The organism is Phytoactinopolyspora limicola (assembly GCF_011320225.1).
Taxonomy (GTDB): Bacteria; Actinomycetota; Actinomycetes; order Jiangellales; family Jiangellaceae; genus Phytoactinopolyspora; species Phytoactinopolyspora limicola.
This window is the reverse complement of record NZ_JAAOEN010000007.1, coordinates 183253-205061: the sequence shown is the minus strand read 5'-3', so window position 1 is coordinate 205061 and position 21809 is coordinate 183253. Positions and strand designations below refer to the sequence as shown.

The 21809-nt window shown below is 66.9% G+C and carries 21 protein-coding genes; 12 read left to right on the top strand and 9 right to left on the bottom strand.

From position 1 onward, the window contains the following. Positions 1-108 precede the first annotated feature (108 nt). The 5 genes from G8760_RS18050 to G8760_RS18030 all read left to right on the top strand — a co-directional run bounded on the left by G8760_RS18050 (position 109) and on the right by G8760_RS18030 (position 5216). A complete protein-coding gene (locus G8760_RS18050) occupies positions 109-1941 on the top strand; it encodes an acetolactate synthase large subunit (RefSeq protein WP_343074420.1) in 1833 nt (610 codons plus the stop codon). Then, a complete protein-coding gene (ilvN, locus tag G8760_RS18045; protein WP_166353734.1) occupies positions 1938-2471 on the top strand; it encodes an acetolactate synthase small subunit in 534 nt (177 codons plus the stop codon). The genes G8760_RS18050 and ilvN overlap by 4 nt, the downstream gene beginning before the upstream one ends. Before the next feature lie 122 nt (positions 2472-2593). Further along, entirely contained in the window at positions 2594-3610 is a 1017-nt protein-coding gene (ilvC, locus tag G8760_RS18040; RefSeq protein WP_166353732.1) for a ketol-acid reductoisomerase, read from the top strand. 122 nt (positions 3611-3732) lie between these two features. Then, positions 3733-4647, top strand: coding sequence for a DUF6597 domain-containing transcriptional factor (locus G8760_RS18035; RefSeq protein ID WP_166353729.1), 915 nt, complete (start codon positions 3733-3735; stop codon positions 4645-4647). A gap of 143 nt (positions 4648-4790) precedes the next feature. Next, on the top strand, positions 4791-5216 hold the full coding sequence (locus G8760_RS18030; RefSeq protein ID WP_207782474.1) for a VOC family protein: 426 nt from the start codon (positions 4791-4793) through the stop codon (positions 5214-5216). A 24-nt stretch (positions 5217-5240) separates the two neighbouring features. Here the strand turns inward: G8760_RS18030 and G8760_RS18025 are convergent, their stop codons facing one another. The 5 genes from G8760_RS18025 to G8760_RS18005 are packed head-to-tail and all read right to left on the bottom strand — an operon-like array spanning position 5241 to position 9808. Further along, complete coding sequence (locus tag G8760_RS18025) at positions 5241-5993, bottom strand: LytR/AlgR family response regulator transcription factor (protein WP_166353726.1); 753 nt, start codon at positions 5991-5993, stop codon at positions 5241-5243. Positions 5994-5997: 4 nt separating this feature from the next. Continuing rightward, entirely contained in the window at positions 5998-7263 is a 1266-nt protein-coding gene (locus tag G8760_RS18020; RefSeq protein ID WP_166353723.1) for a histidine kinase, read from the bottom strand. Beyond that, a complete protein-coding gene (locus G8760_RS18015; protein ID WP_166353720.1) occupies positions 7260-8960 on the bottom strand; it encodes a solute symporter family protein in 1701 nt (566 codons plus the stop codon). Before G8760_RS18015 ends, G8760_RS18020 begins: the two co-directional genes overlap by 4 nt. Next, entirely contained in the window at positions 8957-9367 is a 411-nt protein-coding gene (locus G8760_RS18010; protein ID WP_207782473.1) for a hypothetical protein, read from the bottom strand. Before G8760_RS18010 ends, G8760_RS18015 begins: the two co-directional genes overlap by 4 nt. Before the next feature lie 9 nt (positions 9368-9376). Continuing rightward, entirely contained in the window at positions 9377-9808 is a 432-nt protein-coding gene (locus G8760_RS18005; protein ID WP_166353718.1) for a hypothetical protein, read from the bottom strand. A 496-nt stretch (positions 9809-10304) separates the two neighbouring features. On the opposite strand from G8760_RS18005, the gene G8760_RS18000 reads away from it, so the two are divergent. The 4 genes from G8760_RS18000 to G8760_RS17985 all read left to right on the top strand — a co-directional run bounded on the left by G8760_RS18000 (position 10305) and on the right by G8760_RS17985 (position 14103). Next, entirely contained in the window at positions 10305-10691 is a 387-nt protein-coding gene (locus tag G8760_RS18000) for a sodium/substrate symporter small subunit (protein ID WP_166353715.1), read from the top strand. After that, positions 10688-12370 carry a sodium:solute symporter family protein gene (locus G8760_RS17995; RefSeq protein ID WP_166353713.1) on the top strand — a complete coding sequence of 561 codons (1683 nt, stop codon included), beginning with the start codon at positions 10688-10690 and terminating at the stop codon, positions 12368-12370. Before G8760_RS18000 ends, G8760_RS17995 begins: the two co-directional genes overlap by 4 nt. Before the next feature lie 24 nt (positions 12371-12394). After that, the gene (locus tag G8760_RS17990) at positions 12395-12658 is read left to right on the top strand and encodes a hypothetical protein (protein ID WP_166353710.1); all 264 of its coding nucleotides are present in this window, start codon (positions 12395-12397) and stop codon (positions 12656-12658) included. Between the two features lie 311 nt (positions 12659-12969). Further along, on the top strand, positions 12970-14103 hold the full coding sequence (locus tag G8760_RS17985; RefSeq protein WP_166353708.1) for a phage baseplate protein: 1134 nt from the start codon (positions 12970-12972) through the stop codon (positions 14101-14103). Positions 14104-14220: 117 nt separating this feature from the next. On the opposite strand, the gene G8760_RS17980 is transcribed toward G8760_RS17985, so the two are convergent. From G8760_RS17980 to G8760_RS17965, 4 genes are all read right to left on the bottom strand, one after another. Further along, positions 14221-14937, bottom strand: coding sequence for a glycerophosphodiester phosphodiesterase (locus tag G8760_RS17980; RefSeq protein ID WP_166353706.1), 717 nt, complete (start codon positions 14935-14937; stop codon positions 14221-14223). 95 nt (positions 14938-15032) lie between these two features. Beyond that, positions 15033-16427, bottom strand: a complete 1395-nt coding sequence (locus tag G8760_RS17975) for an ABC transporter substrate-binding protein (RefSeq protein ID WP_166353703.1) — start codon at positions 16425-16427, stop codon at positions 15033-15035. A 55-nt stretch (positions 16428-16482) separates the two neighbouring features. Beyond that, complete coding sequence (locus G8760_RS17970; RefSeq protein WP_166353701.1) at positions 16483-17421, bottom strand: carbohydrate ABC transporter permease; 939 nt, start codon at positions 17419-17421, stop codon at positions 16483-16485. Positions 17422-17439: 18 nt separating this feature from the next. Then, positions 17440-18432 (bottom strand): carbohydrate ABC transporter permease, encoded by a 993-nt coding sequence (locus G8760_RS17965; protein ID WP_207782472.1) that lies wholly within the window; start codon positions 18430-18432, stop codon positions 17440-17442. Between the two features lie 371 nt (positions 18433-18803). Between G8760_RS17965 and G8760_RS17960 the strand changes: the two genes are divergently transcribed. The 3 genes from G8760_RS17960 to G8760_RS17950 form a co-directional block, all read left to right on the top strand. Continuing rightward, positions 18804-20291, top strand: a complete 1488-nt coding sequence (locus tag G8760_RS17960; RefSeq protein ID WP_207782471.1) for an FGGY-family carbohydrate kinase — start codon at positions 18804-18806, stop codon at positions 20289-20291. Then, complete coding sequence (locus tag G8760_RS17955) at positions 20288-20944, top strand: histidine phosphatase family protein (protein ID WP_166353697.1); 657 nt, start codon at positions 20288-20290, stop codon at positions 20942-20944. The genes G8760_RS17960 and G8760_RS17955 overlap by 4 nt, the downstream gene beginning before the upstream one ends. After that, on the top strand, positions 20928-21809 hold an 882-nt coding region (locus G8760_RS17950; RefSeq protein ID WP_207782470.1), incomplete at its 3' end, for a DeoR/GlpR family DNA-binding transcription regulator. The genes G8760_RS17955 and G8760_RS17950, both read left to right, overlap by 17 nt.

Here is a 21809-nt window from a genome sequence, read left to right as displayed (position 1 = left end):
TAGGTCACGGTACTTCCGTGCGATACGACATTCTCGTACTTCCTTAGCGCGTTCGACGACACATCGTCGGCGCGCTACCCCTCGTGAGCCCTCGGGCCGAGGGGTTTTTTGTTGTCACGGGAATGCCGGAACGCAGGTCAAGTAGGGGACGACGAGGCAGAAGAGGCCCACATGGTGCAGGAACGACGCGACGACGCGACGACGATGACTGGTGCGGCGAGCCTGATCCGCTCGCTTGAGGAAGCCGGCGTCGACACCGTATTCGGCATCCCAGGTGGGGCGATCCTCCCCGCCTATGATCCCATCTTCGACTCCCAGCAGATCCGGCACATCCTCGTCCGGCACGAGCAGGGAGCGGGGCATGCCGCCGAAGGGTATGCACTGGCCACCGGGAAGGTCGGGGTGTGTATCGCTACGTCCGGGCCAGGCGCCACCAACCTGGTCACCCCGATCGCCGACGCGTACATGGATTCCGTGCCTATGGTGGCGATCACCGGCCAGGTGGCTACCGCCGCCATCGGTACCGATGCCTTCCAAGAAGCCGACATCCGCGGCATCACCATGCCGATCACCAAACACAACTACCTGGTCACCGATCCGGCGGAGATCCCGCGCACGGTGGCCGAAGCGTTCCATATCGCCTCGACCGGCCGGCCCGGCCCGGTGCTCGTCGACGTGGCCAAAGACGCCATGCAGATGACCACCACATTCGACTGGCCGGCCATGCTGGACATGCCCGGGTACCACCCCACCACCCGGCCGCATGCCAAGCAGATCCGCGAGGCGGCCCGGCTCATCGTCACCTCGAAGCGCCCCGTCCTGTACGTCGGCGGTGGTGTGCTGCGGGCCCGCGCCTGGGCCGAGCTGCGTGAGCTGGCTGAGCTGGCCGGGCTGCCGGTGGTCACGACGCTCACCGCGCGGGGCGCTTTCCCGGACAGCCACCCCCAGCACCTGGGTATGCCGGGTATGCACGGCACGGTGGCGGCGGTTACGTCGCTGCAGAAGTCGGATCTCATCATCGCACTTGGTGCCCGGTTCGACGACCGCGTGACCGGCAAGCTGTCGTCGTTCGCCCCCGGGGCCACCGTCGTACACGCCGACATCGACCCAGCGGAGATCTCCAAGAACCGAGTGGCCGACGTGCCGATCGTCGGCGACTGCAAAGAGGTGATCTCCGACTTGATCACCGCCGTGCGCGCGGAGCACACCGCGGGCCGGCAGGGTGATCACGCCGGGTGGTGGAGCCAGCTCAACCAGTGGCTCGACCGGTACCCGTTGGGGTTCACCGCACCGGAGGGCGACGAGTTGGCCCCGCAACACGTCATCGATCGTCTCGGCAAGATCGCCGGACCGGACGCGCTTTACGTCGCTGGTGTCGGCCAGCACCAGATGTGGGCGTCGCAGTTCATCTCGTACGAGAAACCCGGCACCTGGCTGAACTCCGGCGGGCTCGGCACCATGGGGTTCGCGGTCCCGGCGGCGATGGGGGCCAAGGTCGGCAAGCCGGATTCCACCGTGTGGGCGATCGACGGCGACGGCTGCTTCCAGATGACCAATCAGGAGCTGGCCACCTGCGCCATCGAAGGTATCCCGATCAAGGTGGCGGTGATCAACAACGCTAGCCTCGGGATGGTCCGGCAGTGGCAGACGCTGTTCTACAACAAGCGTTACTCCAACACCGACCTGCACAGCCAGCGCATCCCCGACTTCGCCAAACTTGCCGAGGCCTACGGCTGTGTCGGGCTGCGCTGCGACAAGGCCGACGACGTCGACGCCACCATCGAGAAGGCGATGGCCGTTGACGACCGCCCGGTGGTGGTCGACTTCGGGGTGCACCGCGATGCGATGGTGTGGCCGATGGTGGCCGCCGGAACCAGCAACGACGAGATCCAGATCGCCAAAGGTATGGCGCCGGACTGGGACAGGAGCGAAGAAGAGTGAGCAAGCATACGTTGTCGGTGCTGGTCGAGAACAAACCCGGCGTGCTGGCGCGGATCGCGTCGCTGTTCTCGCGGCGCGGTTTCAACATCGACTCGCTGGCGGTTGGTCCAACGGAGTATCCGGCGGTGTCGCGGATGACCGTCGTCGTCGACGTCGAAGACTCTCCACTGGAGCAGGTCACGAAACAACTCAACAAACTCGTCAACGTCATCAAGATCGTGGAGTTGGAACCGACGCAGTCGGTGCAGCGGGAGCTGCTGCTGCTCAAGGTGCGTACGGACAACGAGACCCGCCCGCACATCCTGCAGACCGTGGAGCTGTTCCGGGCGAAGGTGATCGACGTCGCTGCCGATGCGGTGACCATCGAAGCCACGGGATCGCCCGACAAGCTGGACGCGCTGTTGCGGGTCCTCGAACCCTACGGAATCCGCGAACTCGTACAATCCGGCGTGGTGGCGGTGGGCCGCGGTGCGCGTTCCATCACCGATCGCACCTTGCGCCCGCTGGACCGCCTCGATCGCACCGCCTGACCACCCAGCCAGATGATCATGCCTCCCCATGATCATGAACACTTATCCGTGTTATCACCCGGATAAGTGTTCATGATCATGGGGGCGCACAGAGAGTGAAGGAGAAGCCCACAGTGGCTGAGATGTTCTACGACAATGACGCCGACCTTTCCGTGATTCAGGGGCGGGTGGTCGCCGTCATCGGCTACGGCAGCCAGGGGCACGCACACGCGTTGAGCCTGCGGGATTCGGGCGTCGACGTCCGCGTCGGCCTGAAAGAGGGCTCCAAGAGCCGGGCGAAGGCCGAAGAAGAAGGCCTGCGGGTGGTCACCCCGGCCGAGGCAGCCGCCGAAGCCGACCTGATCATGATCCTGGCACCGGACCACGTCCAGCGGCACATCTACTCCGACGACGTCGAACCCAACCTGCAGGACGGCGACGCCCTGTTCTTCGGCCACGGCTTCAACATCCGGTTCGGTTACGTGAAGCCGCCGGCCGGTGTCGACGTCGCCATGGTCGCGCCGAAGGGCCCCGGCCACCTGGTGCGTCGTGAGTTCGTCGACGGCCGCGGGGTACCGGTGCTCGTGGCCGTGGAGCAGGACGCGACGGGTGGTGCCTGGCCGCTGACCCTCGCCTACGCCAAGGCGATCGGCGGACTCCGTGCGGGCGGTATCAAGACCACCTTCACCGAGGAGACCGAGACCGACCTGTTCGGTGAGCAGACGGTGCTGTGTGGTGGTGTGTCGCGGCTGATCCAGAGCGGCTTCGAGGTGATGACCGAGGCGGGCTACCAGCCGGAGGTCGCCTACTTCGAGGTGCTGCATGAGCTGAAGCTGATCGTCGACCTCATGTACGAGGGTGGCATCGCCAAGCAGCGCTGGTCCGTCTCCGACACCGCGGAGTACGGTGACTACACCACCGGCCCGAAGGTGATCGACGAGTCGGTTAAGCAGCGGATGCGGGACGCCTTGACCGCCATCCAGGACGGCTCGTGGGCGGCGGGTTTCATCGCCGACCAGGACGCGGGCGCACCAGAGTTCAAGCGGCTGCGCGCCGAAGGTGAGGTCCACCCGATCGAGGCCACCGGCCGTGAGCTGCGCAAGCTCATGAGCTGGGTGAAGTCCGACGACGACTACACCGAGGGCACCGCCGCTCGCTGACCTTCCGCCCGGGTTCACGACACTCGCCTCGGTGATCGTTGCCGGATTTCCAGCAACGATCACCGGGCGGTGCGGCGGCGTGCGCGGGGCGGGATTGGCCCCACGTGGGTAGGCTCGGACGTGTGGTGTTCACATCGCGCCCGCCGGTAGCCGACCTCGCTGCGTTCGTCGACGCCATCTGGTATGTCGACGAGCCAGCCTTGGCCGGCCTGGAACGCGCCGTGCCCAACGGCACGATGCAGATCGTGATCAACCTTGCCGCCGACACCATTCACTGGTATGACGAGGGCGCGCGCCACCCGAGTATCTCGAACGGCGCCGGACTCTGCGGACCACTCGCCCGGCCGGTGCGGATCGACGCCGCCGAACAACGCCACTGCCTCGGCGTATCGTTCCGCGCCGGCGGTGCGGTCCCGTTCTTCCACCCACCCGCCGACACGCTGGCCGAGCCGGTGATCGGACTCGACGTGTTGTGGGGGCGCGACGGCAGCACGCTGCGGGAACGGCTGCTCGAGCAACCGTCCCCGGCGGCCATGATGTCCACCCTGGAGCGGCTACTACTGCGACGGGTCATCCGGCCCGACCTCATGCGGGCCGCGCCCGGGTCACCCCCGGACCCCGCACTGGACTTCGGTGTCCAGGCGCTGCGGCGGGGCACACCCGTGCAGGCCGTCGCCGACCAGCTAGGTTTCCTGCCGTCGACGTTCAGCCGCCGCTTCCGGGCCACCGTCGGGCTCAACCCCAAGCCGTTCGCCCGGGTGATGCGGCTGCAGCGGGTCCTCGGTGAGGTCTCCGCATCGGCGCCGGCTGGTCGGATCGGCGAGCCGGCTGGTCGGATCGGCGAGCCGGCTGGTCGGATCGGCGAGCCGGGCTACGGGCGCGACGCGGCTATCGACTGGGCTGACGTCGCTGCGCGGCACGGCTACTTCGACCAAGCTCACCTGATCAACGAGTTCCGCAGCCTCGTCGGCATCACCCCCGGGGCCTACGAGCCTCGCTCGGTAACCGAACCCAACCACGTGCCCATCTCCGACTGACGCGGGGTGGGCTCAACGGTGGAGGTTTTTCAGGGTCGACGGTGGAGGGTTTTCCCTGCTCTGGCCGGTAGAACCCGCCACCGTTGGCGACGGCGGCAAGAAATTCCAATCGCGGCGACGCACCCCCGGCGCATGCTGGAGGCATGACTGAAGCAACGGTTGTACCCAAACTCGTGATCCGCGGTGCCGACGAGGCCATCGAGTTCTACCGCAAGGCCCTCGGCGCCGAGCTGATCACCCGCTACACCGCCGGCGATGGCACGGTGGTCTACGCCGAACTACGGATCGGCGCCAGCACCATCAACGTCAAAGACGAGGACAGCTACGACGCGGCCGCCACCACCCTTGGCGGGTCGGCGATCATCTTGACGCTCAACGTCGACGACCCCGACGCTGTGGCCCAGGCCGTCCTTGATGCCGGCGGCAGCGAGGTGTTCCCCGTCGGCGACATGGCTTATGGTTACCGCCAGGGCCGGGTCAAGGATCCCTACGGTTACCAGTGGATCGTCTCCCGCCCTACTGAGAATCTTAGCGACGCGCACGTGCAGGCCCGGCTGGCCGACAACTGATACCGCTCGGCCGACCCCGGCCGCTCACATGCCGAGCAGGCGGCGCAGTTCGCGGGTCTTGCGGCGCGACACCTCGACCCGGCTGCGCCGGTGGTCGTCCATGACCAGCACCAGAGCACCCTTGAAGTCGGGGATCAGCTCGCGAACGTGGTCGAGGTTGACCAGGTGGGAGCGGTGCGCACGGAAGAAGTATCGGCCGAGCCGCCGCTCCAGCTCGTTCAGCGAGAAGCTGACCAGCACCCGGTCGGTGGCCAACTGGAGGTACGAGTACCCGCGGGCCGCGGTGGCGTAGATGATCGTCGCCTCGTCGACGAGTACGGTCCGGTCGCCTTGCTGCACGGGAATGCGGCCCAGCGGGTCGGAGGTGCGCGGCTCGGGCGGCGTGGGTGCGGCGGGGAGGGCCTCGTCGTCCGGGCCGGCCGACAGCGCACGGTCGAGAGCGCGGCCGAGCCGTTCGGCGTCGAACGGTTTAACCAGGTAGTCGGCGGCTTCGAGGTCGAACGCCTCGACGGCGTAGTCCGGATAGGCGGTGGTGAAGATGACCTTGGGTGGGCTCGGCGCCGCCCGCAGCGTCTCGGCGACCTCCAGCCCGGTGCCGCCAGGAAGCCGGATGTCGAGGAGCACCACGTCGTAGCTGATGGAACGGAGCAGGGTGAGGGCCTCTTCGGCATTGGTGGCTTCGCCCACGACTTGGACGTGGTCGAACTGGGTGAGCAGGTAGCGTAACTCGGCCCGGGCCGGGGCTTCGTCGTCGACGATCAGGCATCGCGCACGCATCGCATCACCCCAACGGAATCCGCAGGTCGACGACCGTTCCCGTGTCTTCATCGGATTGGATGTCGAGACGGTAACGGTCACCGTACAGGGCCGCCAACCGCTCGGAGATGTTGGGCAGGCCAATACCGCCCTTCGTGCATTCGCCGTTGGTGAGTTCGGCGAGGACGTCCCTGGTCATGCCTACGCCGTCGTCGGCTACCCGGATGGTGGTGGTGCGAGTCAGCGGGTCCACTCGGGCTCTGAGGGTCACCGTGCCGCCGTCGACCTTGGCCGCCAGCCCGTGTTTGACGGCGTTCTCGACCAGCGGCTGGATGGTGAGGACGGGTACGTGTGCGGTGAGGACCTGGGGGTCGACGTCGTAGCGGACCCGCAGCCGTTCGCCGTATCGAGCTTGTTCGAGCGAGAGATACGTGCGGACGAAGAAGTACTCCTGGCTGAACTCCGCGAAGTGACCGTCCTGCCGGACCGCGTAGCGGAAGAAGTCGGACAGCCGCAGCAGCAGTTGCCGGGCTTCCTCCGGATGCGTGCGCGCCTTGGACGTGATGGTGTTCAGCGTGTTGAACAGGAAATGTGGATTGATCTGCGCCCGGAGCGCGTCGAGTTTGGCGTCGACGGCGAGTTTGCGTTCGCGGTCGAACTCGGCCAGCTCCAGATGCAGCGACAGGATGCCGGCCAGTCCCTCGACCAGGCTGCGGTGTGGTGGGTTGTCGTCGAGGCGGTAAACCTTGAGGGTGCCGACGACGCGTTTGCCGTTCGCGAGTGGTGCGACGACGGCGGTCTGCAACGGGCAGCCGGGATGGGGGCAGCCGAGTTTGACGCGTTGCCGGACGACGACGGTTTTTCCGCTGGCCAGGACGCGCGCCGACGACTCCGTCTGAGGAGGATCGCCGACGGTGTGGTGATCGGAGCCGGGGCCGACGAACGCCAGCACCTGGTGTTGGTCGGTGATGGCCACGGAGTCGCCGCCGAGCAGCGGGTGCAACAGCTGTGCCGTGCGCCGCGCGGCCTCGGCCGTCAGCCCGGACCGCAACGGGATCGACCCACCCACCGCGGCGATGGTGGTGCCGTGCCGGCCGGGCTGCCGCCTTGTGCTGCGGAGCCCCCGCAGGGCCGAGGGGTAGCCAACGGTTAATACCACCGTCAGGCCGACCCCGAGCACCAACGTAGGTCCCATTCCCAGCGACGGGTCGGCGATGACCTGCGTGACCAGGTAGACCAGGCCCCAGGTGAAGGAGACCGCGCCGGCGAGGGGCAGGCTGCCGTTGCTCATCGTGACCCTTCCCGCCGGCTTCCGGCCCGGGTGGTGATGCCGGCGATGGTGAGCCGGGCCAGCCGTTCGGCCTGCCGGTCCGCCGCGGTGCCATGGAGCCGCAGCCACAGCTGCTCCAGATCGAGTGGGGTGTTGGTGCGACGGGAGACGACGACGGTGACCAGTGTGGCCAGCGGAGCCGCGATGATGGTCGGGGTGAGCATCAGTTCTCCGAAGCCCTGTCCACCGGAGACAGTACCGGTAGCGAACAGGGTGATGGCGACGGTTGCACCAGTGATCATTCCGGCGACGGCGCCGGGTGCCGTGGTGCCGCGCCACCAGATCGAGAGAATGAACACGGGCGTCAACGCCGATCCGGCCAGGGCGAAAGCCCAGGTGACCATGGTGGCCACGATGGAGGGGAGCAGAGCGGCCATGGAATCCGGGCGTAGCCCGAGTGCTATCAGCGCGGACAACACCGCGACGACAAGTACGGCGGCACGGCCGGCCCAGATCGCTTGACGCTGGGTGGCACGGGGATTGATGTGCCGTTCGTAGACGTCGTGGCCCCACGATGCCGCGGACGCCAGCAGCAGCCCGGCGATGGTGGACAACACGGCGATCAGGGCGCCGGTGGCGATGAAGCCGAGTCCGGCGTCGCCACCGTAGATCCGGCCCAACACCAGCAGCGCGTGTTCGGGGACGCGCAGTACTCCGTCGACGGTGAGGTTGTCGAGCCACGGATGGTCTGGCACGGCCTGCGGGATCAGCGCCCGGGCGGCGGTGCCGAGCAGCACTGCCAGGGCGTAGAACAGGCCGGCCAGGCCGAGCACCCACACCGTCGTCATCCGGGCGGCGGTGCCGGTGGGGCTGGTGAAATAGCGGTTCATGATGTGTGGCAGCCCGGCGGTGCCCATCACGAGTGTCATGATCAACGCGAACTGGCCGAGGTGGCCGAACCGGCCGCCTGGCTCGCCGAAGTAGACCGGCTGGTCCGGGTGTAGTCGGTTGGCATCACCTTCGAGCTGCCAAACGCCGTCGACGATGTCCGGGTTGGTCAGCGGTTCCCTGCTCAGCTCGGAGACCGCGTCGGGATAGTCGAAGCCGGAGCCGAGTACGGCGACGGTGAGCCAGACGAAGGCCGCGAGGAGAAGCAGGAACTGCACCGCCTGGGTCCACGTCGTACCGCGCATACCACCGAGTGTCACCAGGGCGGTGATGAGAGTGGTGGACACCAGCACCCCGGTGGCGTAGGGCGAGAGGCCGGCGATGCCGGTGCCGACCAGCAACTCCCACGTGATACCGCTGCCGACCGCCTGCGGGACCAGATACGACAGAATGATCAGCTGGACGACGGTCACGGCGGTGAGCCGGACCCGCTCCGACTGGAGCCGCCGGGCGAGGAAGTCGGGGATCGAGAACTCACCGAATCGACGCAGCGGTGCCGCGACGAAGAGGAGGACCGGGATGAAGCCGGCGGCGAATCCGGTGGCGTACCAGACGCCGTCCAACCCCGACACGTAGACGGCGGCGGCTACCCCGAGGAACGACGCCGCCGAGAAATAGTCACCGCAGATGGCGCAGGCGTTCGTCACCACACCAACCTGCTGGCCGGCCAGGTAGAAGTCCAGCGTGGAGGCCCGGCGGGGCTGGATGAACACCCCGACGGCGAGCACCGCGACCAGCAGACCAACGAGCATGAGCACGCTGACGGTCATCGCGGCTCCTCGACGTTCTGGGCGGAGGAGCCCCCGAGCATGCGATGCTCGATGGCGTTCGACAAGCGTGCCGCGGCGACGGCGACGACGAAGAAGAACAGGTAGAGACCGAACGCCGCCATCGCGAAGTTAGGGCTCATCCCGCCGAACAGCCGTCCTTCGGACCACCAGTCGAGGGCCACCGTGAGAAGCGGGACCAGCAGCACCGCCCCCAGGAAGACCGCGAAGTGGGCGATGGCCACGCGCCGAAGGGTGCGTACGCTCGCGTCCACCTCGGCAGGCATGTCGTACTCGTCGGGGGAGTCGAACACCCATGGGTCCGGGGCGGGGGTTTGCCCGTGCGGATCTGAGCGCCCGGCGCGCCGTGCAGCGCGGCCGCGGCTGAACGACCTCCAGCGCAGTGCCACGCTGGCACTCTAAGGGGTGGTCGCCACGCCTGCCGAGCGGATCCGAAAGGCCGAGCGGAGCAGGAACACCGCACCACCACCCACCATGACGAGGCCGACACCAGGCAGGAGTTTGCCCCAACTGCCGGTGACCGCGCTCAACTCCGCCAGCCGGACGAGCTGCCATCCCACGATGCCGGCCGCGATGATGCCTGGTAGCGCGGCATGGGCCAGTGCCAGGCGGCGGAAGGGGAGCAGCGCCCCGGCGATCGCGATCATGCCCGCGCACAGGGTCCACAACCCGCCGCCGGCCACCCCGGAGAGGCTGCCGGCCGGTGTGGCCACCCAGGGCAGCAACGACCCGACGGCTACGAGCAGGCCCCCGAGGATCATGCCGGCGCTGCCCACGTGCAGGACGCGGCGGCGACCGACGGTGGTGGTCGGATGAGCGGTCGTTGCCATGCGTGACCTCCTGGGTTCTCGAGATCCCGGTCCGTACCTACGCGGTGGGCGAAGGCCGAGACCAAGAGGCACCGCCTCTGATGAGAAACGCCCTGGTGAATTGGGTGTTTCCGGAGTGTAACGCGGTTGCGGCGACCACTGGCAGCGCTGGTTCGCCAGAGGTCGGCGGGGACGTCCGAGCGGCGAGAATCGGCGCCCGAGCGGTGCCGGCGGGGTCCACCACGGCTGACATCGCCGTTGGTGCGACCGCTCGGAAGCCGAAACCCGCCACTCGTGTGGGTGGGTCTTGTCCTTGGGTGTCTCGAGGTGGGTTCGTTGATCCACCGTTGAATGCCCGACCCGCATCCGCCGTGATCGTTGCCGCAATCCCGCCCCCACCCCCGGTGATCGTTAGCCGTTTCCGGTCGCTATAGCGACGCAGATCCGCCGACGATCACCGGGGTGGGGGACAGGAAGCCGCTGACGATCACGGGCGGGACGGCGGGATGTGGCCGACATGAAGGGAGCGGGCGTGACCCAAACCGACACGACCCGGCAGGAAAGCCCGCCGCCGTCGGACGACTGGAGACGTGAGTACTGGCGGCGCAACCTACGCCTGATGGCCGTGCTCCTCGTGATCTGGTTCGCCGTCTCGTTCGGCTGCGGGATCCTGTTCGTCGAGCAGCTGAACGAGATCACCTTCTTCGACTACCCGCTGGGCTTCTGGTTCGCACAGCAAGGGTCCATTTACACGTTCGTCGTTCTGATCCTCGTCTACGCGCTGCGCATGGACCGCTTGGACCGGCAGTTCGGGGTCAGTGAGACTGACGACGATGGGCCGGGCGCCGATGCTGACGCTGGTCCGGACGCCGGTGGGGACTCTCGGGACGGAGGGCAGCGGTGAGCGACATCCAGGCATGGACCACGGTTTTCATCGCGCTGTCCTTCGGAACCTACATCTTCATCGCCTGGCGCAGCCGGGTGAAGGAGACCGAGGGCTTCTACGTCGCCGGACACGGCATCCCGACCGTGGCGAACGGTGCGGCCGTCGCGGCCGACTGGATGTCGGCGGCATCGTTTATCTCGATGGCCGGGCTCATCGCGTTCCTCGGCTCCGACGGATCCATCTACCTGATGGGATGGACCGGCGGTTATGTACTGCTGGCCCTGCTCCTAGCGCCGTACCTGCGCAAGTGGGGCAAGTACACGGTCCCGGAGTTCGTAGGCGACCGGTACTCGGAGCTGGTCCGGACCATCTCGGCCGGCGCGGCCATCATCATCTCGTTCACGTATGTGGTCGGGCAGATGAACGGTGGCGGCATCGTCTTCAGCCGCTTCCTCAACATCGGCCTCAACGGCGGTGTGATGATCGCCGCGGCGATCATCTTCATCTACGCCGTACTGGGTGGGATGAAAGGCATCACGTGGACCCAGGTAGCCCAATACACCGTGCTGATCACCGCCTACCTGATCCCGGCGGTCGCGGTGGCGCAGACGATCACCGGGGTACCAGTTCCACAGGTGTCCTTCGGGCAGGTGCTCGACGCGCTGAACTCACTCGGCACCGAACTCGGGATGAACGAGTACACGCAGGCGTTCACCGAGCGGCCGCAGGTGGACATCTTCATGGTGACGATGGCGCTGATGATCGGCACGGCCGGTCTGCCACACGTGATCATCCGGTTCTACACGACGAAAACCGTCCGTGGTTCCAGATACTCGGCCTTCTGGGCGCTGTTCTTCATCGCGTTGCTGTACACCACAGCTCCGGCGGTTGGTGCCTTCACCAAGTTCAACCTCCTCGAGGGTGTACGGAACACGCCGGTGTCGGAACTTCCGCAATGGATCGAGAACTGGGCCGCCACGGGCCTGGTGACCATCGGCGACGACGTCGACGTGATCACATCGGTCGGCAACAACGCAGCGTCCGGAGCCGACCTAGTGGTGAACAACGACATCCTGGTGCTGGCCTCGCCGGAGATCGCCGGCCTACCAGCGCCGATTGTGGGTCTGGTGGCCGCCGGGGGAATGGCGGCGGCGATGTCCACGGCCGCCGGGCTGCTGCTGGTCATCTCGTCGTCGGTGTCACACGACTTCTACTTCCGGCGGATCCGCAAGACCGCCAACGATCGCGAGCGGCTCCTGGTCGGCCGGATCGCGATGGCCGGTGCCGTAGTGGTGGCCGTGGTGGCCGGAATGAACCCGCCGGCGTTCGTGGCACAAGTGGTCGCCTTCGCCTTCGGCCTCGCGGCCGCGAGTTTCTTCCCCGCGTTGGTGTTGGGGATCTTCTGGAAGAGATGCAACGCGGTGGGTGCGGCCTCCGGCATGATCGCCGGGCTGGCACTGACCATCACCTACATGGTGTACACGCTCGAAGTCTTCGGAACGTCGGCCAACGAGCACATCCTCAACATCAGTCCGGAGGGTATCGGCACCATCGGCGCATTGGTGAACTTCTCCGTGGCGATCGTGGTGTCGAAGCTGACCGCGCCGCCGTCGAGAGAGTTGTCCGAGATGGTGGAGCGGATCCGCTATCCCGCGGCGAGACGCCGAGTGCCGGTAGGTGACGACTCGCGTAGTTGAGCTGAGCGAGACGACGCGGCGGAGTTGACCGACGCGGCGGAGTTGACCGACGCGGCGGAGTCGACCGACGCGGCGGAGTTGACCGACGCGGCGGAGTTGACCGACGCGGCGGAGTTGACCGACGCGGCGGAGTTGACCGACGCGGCGGAGTTGACCGGTTCCACGGCCCTGGCCGGGTGCGACACGTTCGCTGGTGTCGCACCCGGCCAGGGCCGTCGTCATCATTGGTCGGTCATGGTCGAGGCGCCATCGCTCGCTTGGCGGGTCAACTCGATCCGTCGGGGCTGATCCTTGTTGCCCTAAGCGTCGTGCACCGGCTGGAACGTGCCGTCAGGTGGTACAGCGGCCGGTTGTAACACCTCGTCGATAACTTTGGGTAGCACTCTGATCAGTCCGCCGGCACTCCGAAGCGGAACGTCGCTGGCGTGTTACGCCTGTTCGACGCGGGTGTCTGGTTCTGCGGGCAGTCAGCTGGGTGGCTCGTCCAGTCAAACGCCACCAAGAGTTCATGATGGGGATCTTGTCGCTTAACTAAATTTGCTGTTAAGTTAACGGAACATTGTTAACACTGCCCTCGGGCCGCATGTCGAGGAGGGAACATGACACAGCAGTCACACCGTCCCCACACCCGCAACCTTCCCCCGGGGAGCAGCCACTCCGACGCCGTGAGCCGCAGGCGACTCTTCCAGTGGGGTGGCGGGGCCGTGGCTGCCGGCTTCGGCCTGGGGGCAGTCGGGAGTACGGCCGCGGCAGGGGCGGCCTCCGCGGTGCTACCCAGGCCGCCGTCGTCGAGGTGGTTCGAGCTGGACACGCCCGGCCAACCGTTGTTCGTCAACCAGCGGTTACGCGACTATCGCACCATCATGCAGTCGTTCGCGGTGGACAGCATCGGTGGGCATGTCTACGTCGTGCAGGTCACCCAGGCCGGGACGACGCTGCCCGGTGACGAACCTGGCGACGAGGCGTATGCGCGGCGCGCCGCCCGCGGCGACCTGACCCTGAGCAAGCTCGACATGAACGGCACCCTGCTCGGCCACATGTACCTGAAGCGGTTCGGTCACGGCGTGGCCATCGGGGTCGAGCGCATCGGCCCACACGTCCATCTGTGGACCGAGATCGACGCGGTGACGGAGGGCGCCAACGGCTGGGGCACCAGGCTGGTGCGGTTTCCGTTCCACGATGGTCAGGTCATCGATGCCGACGCCACCGCCGGCCTTCAGCGCCGGGAACTCCTGCCGGGTGTGGACCGGACGACGGTCAACGTCGACCCGGTGTACAAGACGCTGGTCATGCGCTATCGCAGGGACGGCCTGTTCCGATATGGGCTATTCCGGCTGAGCCACGTCCGACAAGAACGCTCGTCGTATACACCGATCGCCGACGTGGCCCAGCCAGGGGTTCTCAGTGGCACCGTCTTCCAGGGATACGCGACGTTCGGGCAGTACCTCTACCTGCTCGACGGGCAGATCTACAGCGACACCAACCCACCGGAAGGCAAAGGCAACGCGCACCTGACCAGGGTCAACTGGCGTACCGGTGAGGTAGAGCAGCGAGTTCGCACTATCGACGGGCACGAACTGCACCGGCGTGAGCCAGAGGGTATGGGTGTGTGGCTGGCCGAGCCGGGCCGGCTGTCGAGCGCTCGACTCGGGTTCGCCTTCGGGACCAGTCTGACGGCGGACCCGGCCGACGACCGCTTGTGCACCATCTTCTACAAGGACACCCTCCGATAAGGGCCGGGGCCGGTTGAGCGCCTGGTCATGATCATGTGCGAGTTACCCCCACCCTGCGGGGTGTAACTCGCACATGATCAAGCTAGTGGCCTGGGTGGGCCACTAGTGGCCGGGCAGTTAGCTCGCCTTCGGTGCCAGGCGGCCGTCGCGGATGGTGTATCCGGTGTCGAACAGCAGTGACGGCTGATCCGTCGTGAATCCGTCGACACCCAGCGCCGCCGCGGCATGGACCTGGTCCGGCGTGTTCACCGGCCACACGTTGACGTGCAGGTCTAGCTCTCTGGCCAGCCCTACTAGATCGTCGTCCATTCCCGGCCAGCCGAACAGAATCCGGCCGGCGCCCAGTGTCCGGGCCCGGTGTACCGCGGCCGGTGACGCTTCTCGACCAATCCAGCCAACGAGGTTCGACGGGCGCCGGCGGGCTAGCTCGGCCACCACGTCGGGGTCGAAAGAGCACGGCGAGACGCGGGCGGCATCCCGCGGGCGGCGGTTTAGCAGCGCGACGAGCGGGTCGACCGCCTCAGGTGCTTTGATCTCCGCTTGTAGCGCGACCGTGGTGCCGTCGAGTACTTCCTCGAACGTCGGGATCGGCTGCCCGTCTCCAGCGTCAAGAGAACGCAACTCGGCATAGGTGAGGTCGGCTACCGCACCGGCACCGTTGGTGGTGCGCTCTACGGTGGCGTCGTGCACCACCACGAGTACGCCATCCTTGGACAGTCGGAGGTCCAGCTCTACCTCGTTGGCGCCGAGTTCGGCGGCGAGCTGGAACGACACCATGGTGTTCTCGGGGGCTACCGCCATCGCTCCGCGATGCCCACAGTTGACGAAGTCCATTCACACTCCTGATTCGCACCCATGATCATGAACACTTTGCCGTGCGATAGCACGGCAAAGTGTTCATGATCATGGGGAGGGGGGAGGGGGAGGGGCTAGCCGAAGTAGCGGTCGTAGCTGTCCCGGATGTTGTCCGCGCCGGCCCGCAACTCGTCGGCGACCTGGTCGAACACGTCCTGCACGGCTTCACTGCGGTTGCCGTACACACGCTGGATGCCACCGATGATGAGGTCGGTCCCGTTCGGTAGGTAGGAGCGGATCGCGTCGCTGGGTTCAGCTTCGGGAAGCTGGTCGATGGCGATGCTGTAATTGGGGTCTTCGGCGATCCTCTGCGCCAGCTCCGGCTCGTCCATAGCGGCCTTGATGATCGGCAAGTACCCCGTGGCCAGCGTCCACTCGGCGGCGTTGGCCGGCTGGCCGAGGAACTTGAGCAGCTCGAAGGAGGCATCCTTGCGCTCTTGCGACGCCCCTTTGAGGATGGAGAACCCCATACCGCCGGTTGGCACGCCGCGCTGCACCTCGGCGGGCAGGAAGTCGGCGCCCACCTCGAACCGGGCGTTTTCGTAGATCCCGCGCAGAGCACCGGTGGACGTCATGGCTGTAGCCACGACACCGGCGCCGAAGTCGGTCGCCGAGCTCTGCGCCATGTATCCGAGTTCGTCCTCGAAGACGAACCGCTTCTGCCATTCGGCCGCCTCGACCGCGCCACCGTCGTTGATGGTGACGTCGAGCCCGTCGGACAGCCGGCCGCCGAACTGCCAGGCAGCCGCCATGAACTGCCAGTCGTCGTCGCGGGTGAACGCGTGGGTCTTCAGCGACTGTCCCTCCACCGTGAGCCGTGACAGTTCAGCACCCCATTCGCGCAGCTCGGTCCAGGTCTCCGGGCCACGGTCGGGCAGGCCGGCCTCGGCGAACAGGTCCTTGTTGTAATAGAACAGCGGGGTGCTGCGGCCGAACGAGAGCCAGTACAGCTCGTCGCCCACCAGGCCTTCGTCGAACAATGTCTCGACGTAGTGGTCCCGGTTGAAGTCGTCGGTCAGGTACCCGTTGAGCGGTTCCAGAACGTCGTTGAGCAAGAACCGGCCCCAGAACGTGTCGGCCAGCATGGCGATGTCGGGGATGCTCCCAGCCTGTAGCGCGGCGGTCAGCTTGGGTGCGGACTCGTGGTACGGACCCTGGAACTGGACCTCGGCGTAGATATCGTCCTGCGACTCGTTGAACTTCTCGACGAGTGCGTCGAGCGCCTCGCCGTTGACGCCGCCCATGGCGCTCCACATGACGACGTTGTACTCGCGGTCGCGGTACTGGCTGGGCGGGTTGACGTCGACCTGGCCCATCCCGCCGCCGGAATCGTCGTCATCGCCGCCGACGCCTCCGGCGCAGGAGCTGAGCAGCGGCACGCTGATGCCGGCGGCCGCGGCGAGGCCGAGGAAATCGCGCCGGCTGTGCCGGCGTCCGGTCAACGGGCGCTGAGCGGTGCGGTATCGCATTATCCAGCACGTCCTTTCGGGAGGATTCGATGGAAGTGGGTGCTTGCGTAGGCGCTCATCCCTTGACCGCGCCGCCGGTGAGGCCGCGGACGATATGCCGCTGAGCGAAGAGGAACAGGATGAGCATGGGCAGCGCTACCATGACGGTGCCCGCCATGATCGCGCCCCAGTTGGCGTAACCCTCGGTAGTCCTGAGGTAGAGCAGGCCGATGGGCAGGGTGCGCATCTCGACCGTGTTCGTGACGATCAGCGGCCAGATGAAGTCGTTCCACATGTCGACGACCGCGATGATGCCGACGGTGACCAGCATGGGTTTGCACATGGGCAGGACCACCTGCCACATAGTGCGTAGATGTCCGGCACCATCGACGCGGGCCGCCTCGATGATGTCCTTGGGCAACGTCATCATGTACTGCCGCAGCAGGAACATCCCGAAGATCGAGCCGGCACTCGGGATGATCAACCCGAGGTAGGTGTTGATCCACCCGAGGTTCGACACGGTGATGTAGTTGACGATCAGGGTGACGTTGTTGGGCACCATCAAGGCGCCCAGCATCACCAGGAAGATCACGTTCTTGAACGGGAACCGCAGGAACACGAAGGCGTAGGCGGTGAGGGTGGCGTTGATCAGCTTGATGGCCGCACCACCCGCGGTGACGATCAGCGAGTTCACGAAGAAGTTCGCGAACGGTGCCGCGCGCCACGCCTCGGTGAAGTTCTCCACGTGCGGGCTGCTGGGCACCCACTCCGGCGGATACTGGTAGATGTCGCCGGGCTCTTTGAGGGCCGACGTGAACAGCCAGTACAACGGGCCGACGAACAGCAGGGCAACGAAGACGAGGGCAGCGTAGAGCAGGACGCGACGCACGAGTGGGTCCTCGTTGAGCCGGCGGCGTCGCGACGATACCCGCTTGGTCAGCGCCGGCCGATCCGGGGAGCGCCGGCGTGGCGGCTGCCCGGTGGTCGGCTCGCGGGACGTGGTGTGCTCGCTCATGGTGGTGGCCGACTCTCCTCATTGGTAGTGGACCCTGCGCTGGACGAACTTCGTCTGCAGCCCGGTCACGATGAGCAGGATGATGAAGAGGATCATGGCGCTGGCCGCTGCCCGGCCGGCGTCGAACGCCTGGAAGCCTTGTTCGTAGATGTACCAAGACAGAGTGGTGGTGGCGTTGCCTGGACCACCGCCGGTCAACACCGCGATCATGTCGTAGGCCTGGAACGTGCCGATGATGGTGATGACCATGACGAAGAACGTCACTGGCGACAGCAGGGGCAGGGTGATCCGCCGGAAGGTCGTCCACGCTCCGGCGCCGTCGATCTTCGCCGCCTCGTACAGCTCTTCCGGCAGGCTCTGCAGGCCGGCGAGGTACACGATGGCGACGAAGCCCACCCCCTTCCAGAGGTAGACGATGATCAGACTGGCGAGCGCCCAATCACTGTCGGTCACCCACCGGGGAGAACCGAAGCCGAACTGGTTGAGCACCACACGCGACAACCCGTAGTTGGGGTCGAAGATGAACAGCCAGAGGGTGGCCACGGCGGCCCCACTGACGATGTGTGGCGCGAAAGCAACGGTCCGCACCAGTCCACGGCCGTGGAGGCGCTGGTTGAACAGGACCGCCAAAGCCAACCCCAGTACGACGCTGCCGATGACGACCGTGCCGGTGAAGGCCAGCGTGTTCCGCATGACCTGGTGGAACGTCTCGCTGTTGAGCAGCGTGTGGTAGTTGTCGAGGCCGACCCACTGAGGTACGCCGGAGAGCATGTTCCATCGGGTCATGCTCAGGTAGGCGTTGTAGATGACGGGCCAATACTCGAACGTCGCGATGATCAAGAGGTTGGGCGACAGGAGCAGGAGGAAGAGGGCGTACTCGCCCCGGTTCCGACGCCAGCCGCGGCGGCGCTGTGCCCGGCGGTCGATCGTCCGGGGCGAGCCAGGGGTGCTGCCTGGGTCCGGTCGCGGCGCTGGTGCCCCGGTGGTGGTCGACGCGGTCCGAGATGCCACCGAAGTGCCTCCCCGAGATGGACGAATGGCCTTGTCGCTCCGTGCCGAGGGCCACTGCCTGGTGGGTCCGCTCGGTGCGGCGTGGCCATGACCATAACAGACTTAACATCAATGAGCGATAGACTTAACCTAATGTCGAGATGAATGGCGGGCGTCGCTCAGGTGTCGTACGACGCCTTGCCGCAGCTCGCTGGTCAGGGTGGATGGCCAGCGTCGTCGCCCATTAATGAGCGCCATGTGGTGGCGAGCCGTGCACCATGAGGCCAGCCTGGAAGGTTACGGGAGTGCGCGTCGGGGGCGTTGGTTGTGTGGTTATAACAGCAATCGCTGTTATATTGACCGCATTCAGGTGCTGCGACGACGGAGGTGTGGTGGGGGATCCCGCGAGTGACCAGCTGTGGGCCGGCATCGATCTGGGCACGCAGAGTGTCCGGGTGGTGATCGTCGACGACGGCGGCACCGTCCTGGCCCTGGGGGCGGCCGCCCTCGAGAGCCGGCGGAGCGCAGCACCGGACCGGCACCACGAGCAGGACCCCAGGCAATGGTGGGCCGCGATCGGCGAGGCGGCCCGGCAGGCGTTCGCCAGTCTGCCGCCACCGGTGATCCGCCGTCCCGTCGGCGCGCTGGCGATCTGTAGTACGTCGGGCACCATCGCACTCACCGACGCCAGTGGCGCAGCCGTGAGCCAGGCCCTGATGTACGACGACGCTCGCGCGGTCGACGAGCTGGCCCGGATCAACAACTCGGTGCACCACGGCGGCGGACCCGACGTACAACTCTCGTGGGCGCTGCCGAAGATCGGCTGGCTGCTCCGGCGACGCCACCCCGACAAGGCGGTGAGATACGTCGCGCACAGCGCCGATGTCGTCGCCGCCGCGCTCGTCGGACACCGCGTCTGCACGGACAACAGTCACGCCCTGAAGTCCGGCTACGACCTCCAGCACGACCGTTGGGATCACCAGCTGATGGAGGCGGCCGGGGTGGATCCGGCCGTCCTGCCCGACGTGGTGCGGCCCGGCACGCCGCTGGGGGTGGTGACCCCGCGGGCAGCGGCGCACACCGGGATCCCGGCCGGAACACCCGTCGTCGCCGGCATGACGGACGGATGTGCGGCGCAGATCGCGGCCGGTGCCCTCTCGCCGGGGTCGTGGAACTCGGTGCTCGGCACCACCCTGGTGCTCAAGGGGGTGTCGGAGCGGCTGATCGACGTGGCCGGCGGGTCGGTCTACAGTCATCGCCATCCGGATGGTGGCTGGTTGCCCGGCGGTGCCTCGAACGTTGGCGCCGGGGTGCTGGCCGACGAGTTCCCCGACGCCGATCTCGACGCGCTCAGCGTCGCGGCCAGCGGATTCGAGCCGGCGTCGGCGGTGGTCTACCCGCTGACGGCGCCGGGTGAGCGGTTCCCGTTCGTCCGGCCCGACGCCGTGCGCTTCCAGGCAGGTGACCCCGGCGGGCCGGGCGAACGGTTCGCCGCCCTGCTGCAAGGGGTCGCCTTCGTCGAGCGGCTGTGCTTCGAGCACCTGGCGGCGCTGGGCGCCGATACCAGCGGTGACATCGCCATCACCGGGGGCGGCACCCGCAACGTGTACTGGAATCAGCTCCGCGCCGACGTGCTCGGCCGGCCACTCGTCCTGCCCGCCACCCCCGAACCAGCGTTCGGCATGGCGGTGCTGGCCTCCGCGCGACACGACGCCGTCACGGCGCGAGCGGCCGGGATGGTGTCCCGCCGCGGCGTGGTCCAGCCACGTCCGGGTGGCCACGAGCGTTTGTCGGCCGGATACGTTCGGCTGGTCGCCGAACTCGTCGACCGGGGCTACGTCGAACACGACGTGGCAGACAGGGAGTGGAGCACACCATGACCAGCTCGACCATCGTCACTCTGGCCCGGCACGGACGCACCCCGTGGCATAAGGGCAACCGATACACCGGGTCCAGCGACGTCGACATCGACGATGTCGGCCGCCGCCAGGCCAACCAGCTGGCCGCCTGGGCCGCACATGAACGTCCCAGCGTGCTGTACGCGTCCACGCTGCGCCGAGCCCGCCAGACCGCCCGGCCGGTGGCCGACGTGTTGGGGGTGCCGGTACACACCGACGCCCGGCTGGTCGAGTTGGACTTCGGTGCCGCCGAGGGGACGACGCTGGCCGAGCTGCGGACGACACATCCCGAGGTGGTGGCGCTGTTCGAGGCCGACGCGGCTCAGCACCATCTGCCAGGTGGTGAACATCCCGAACGGGCCGCCGACCGGGCCACGGCCGCGCTGACCGATATCGCCGCCCGGCACCCGGGTGAGCACGTGCTGGTGATCTGTCACAACACGCTCATCAGATTGATCGTCTGCCGTTACCTGGGAGTTCCGATGGGCCGCTACCGTACGGTGCTGCGCGGGCTGGATCCGGTGGCGACCACCCGGTTGTTGTTCTCCCCAGACCAGCCGGTGATGCTCCAGTATTACAACCGAACGCCATCCACCGTCCCGAACGAAGAGGTGTCCGGTGTCCAAGTCACCTGAGCCCGCCGCGGCGGCACGCAACTCGCGGGCGACCCGGCAGAGTGAGATAGCCGACTACGTGCTCCGCGAAGGGTCGGTATCGGCCAGCCGGCTGGCCGAGTTGTTCGGGGTCAGCCTCATGACCGTGCACCGCGACCTCGACGAGCTTGAACGCCAGGGTGTGGTGCGTAAGTTCCGCGGTGGCGTCAGCGCCCAACCGTCGAGTGTCTTCGAGAGCAACGTCGCCTTCCGGCTGCGCACCGCCAAGGCGGAGAAAGCGGCCATCGCGCAGTATGCCCGGGTGATGATCGAGCCCGGGATGGCGGTCATGCTCGACGACTCCACCACCACTCTCGAACTCGCCCACCTGCTGCCGGATATCACCCCGCTGACGGTCATCACCAACTTCCTTGAAGTGATCAAGACGGTCAGCCAGGTGCCGGGCATGCGGCTGCTGTCGCTGGGTGGGGAGTACTACCCGACCCATGACTCCTTCCTCGGCGTCCCATGTATCGAGGCCATCGAGTCTCTGCGGGCCGACGTGCTCTTCACGTCGACCTCGGCCGTCTCCACCAGCCACGCGTTCCACCAGGAACAGGAGATCGTGCTGGTCAAGCGGGCCATGATGCGATCGGCCGGGCGTAGTGTCCTGCTGATCGACCACACCAAACTCGGGAACACGGCCCTGCACCAGCTGGCGCCGCTGTCGGAGTTCGACGACGTGGTCGTCGACGGCGGGGCGGCACCGGACACCATCCGGGCGCTGCGGGACCGCGGGGTCAACGTCCACGTCGCGGAGATCGATCCAGACACCAACCCTCCCCAGTCCCGGGGGTGCATTGGATTTTGGGACACGGACCGGGAGGGAAAAGCCCCAGGTAACCGG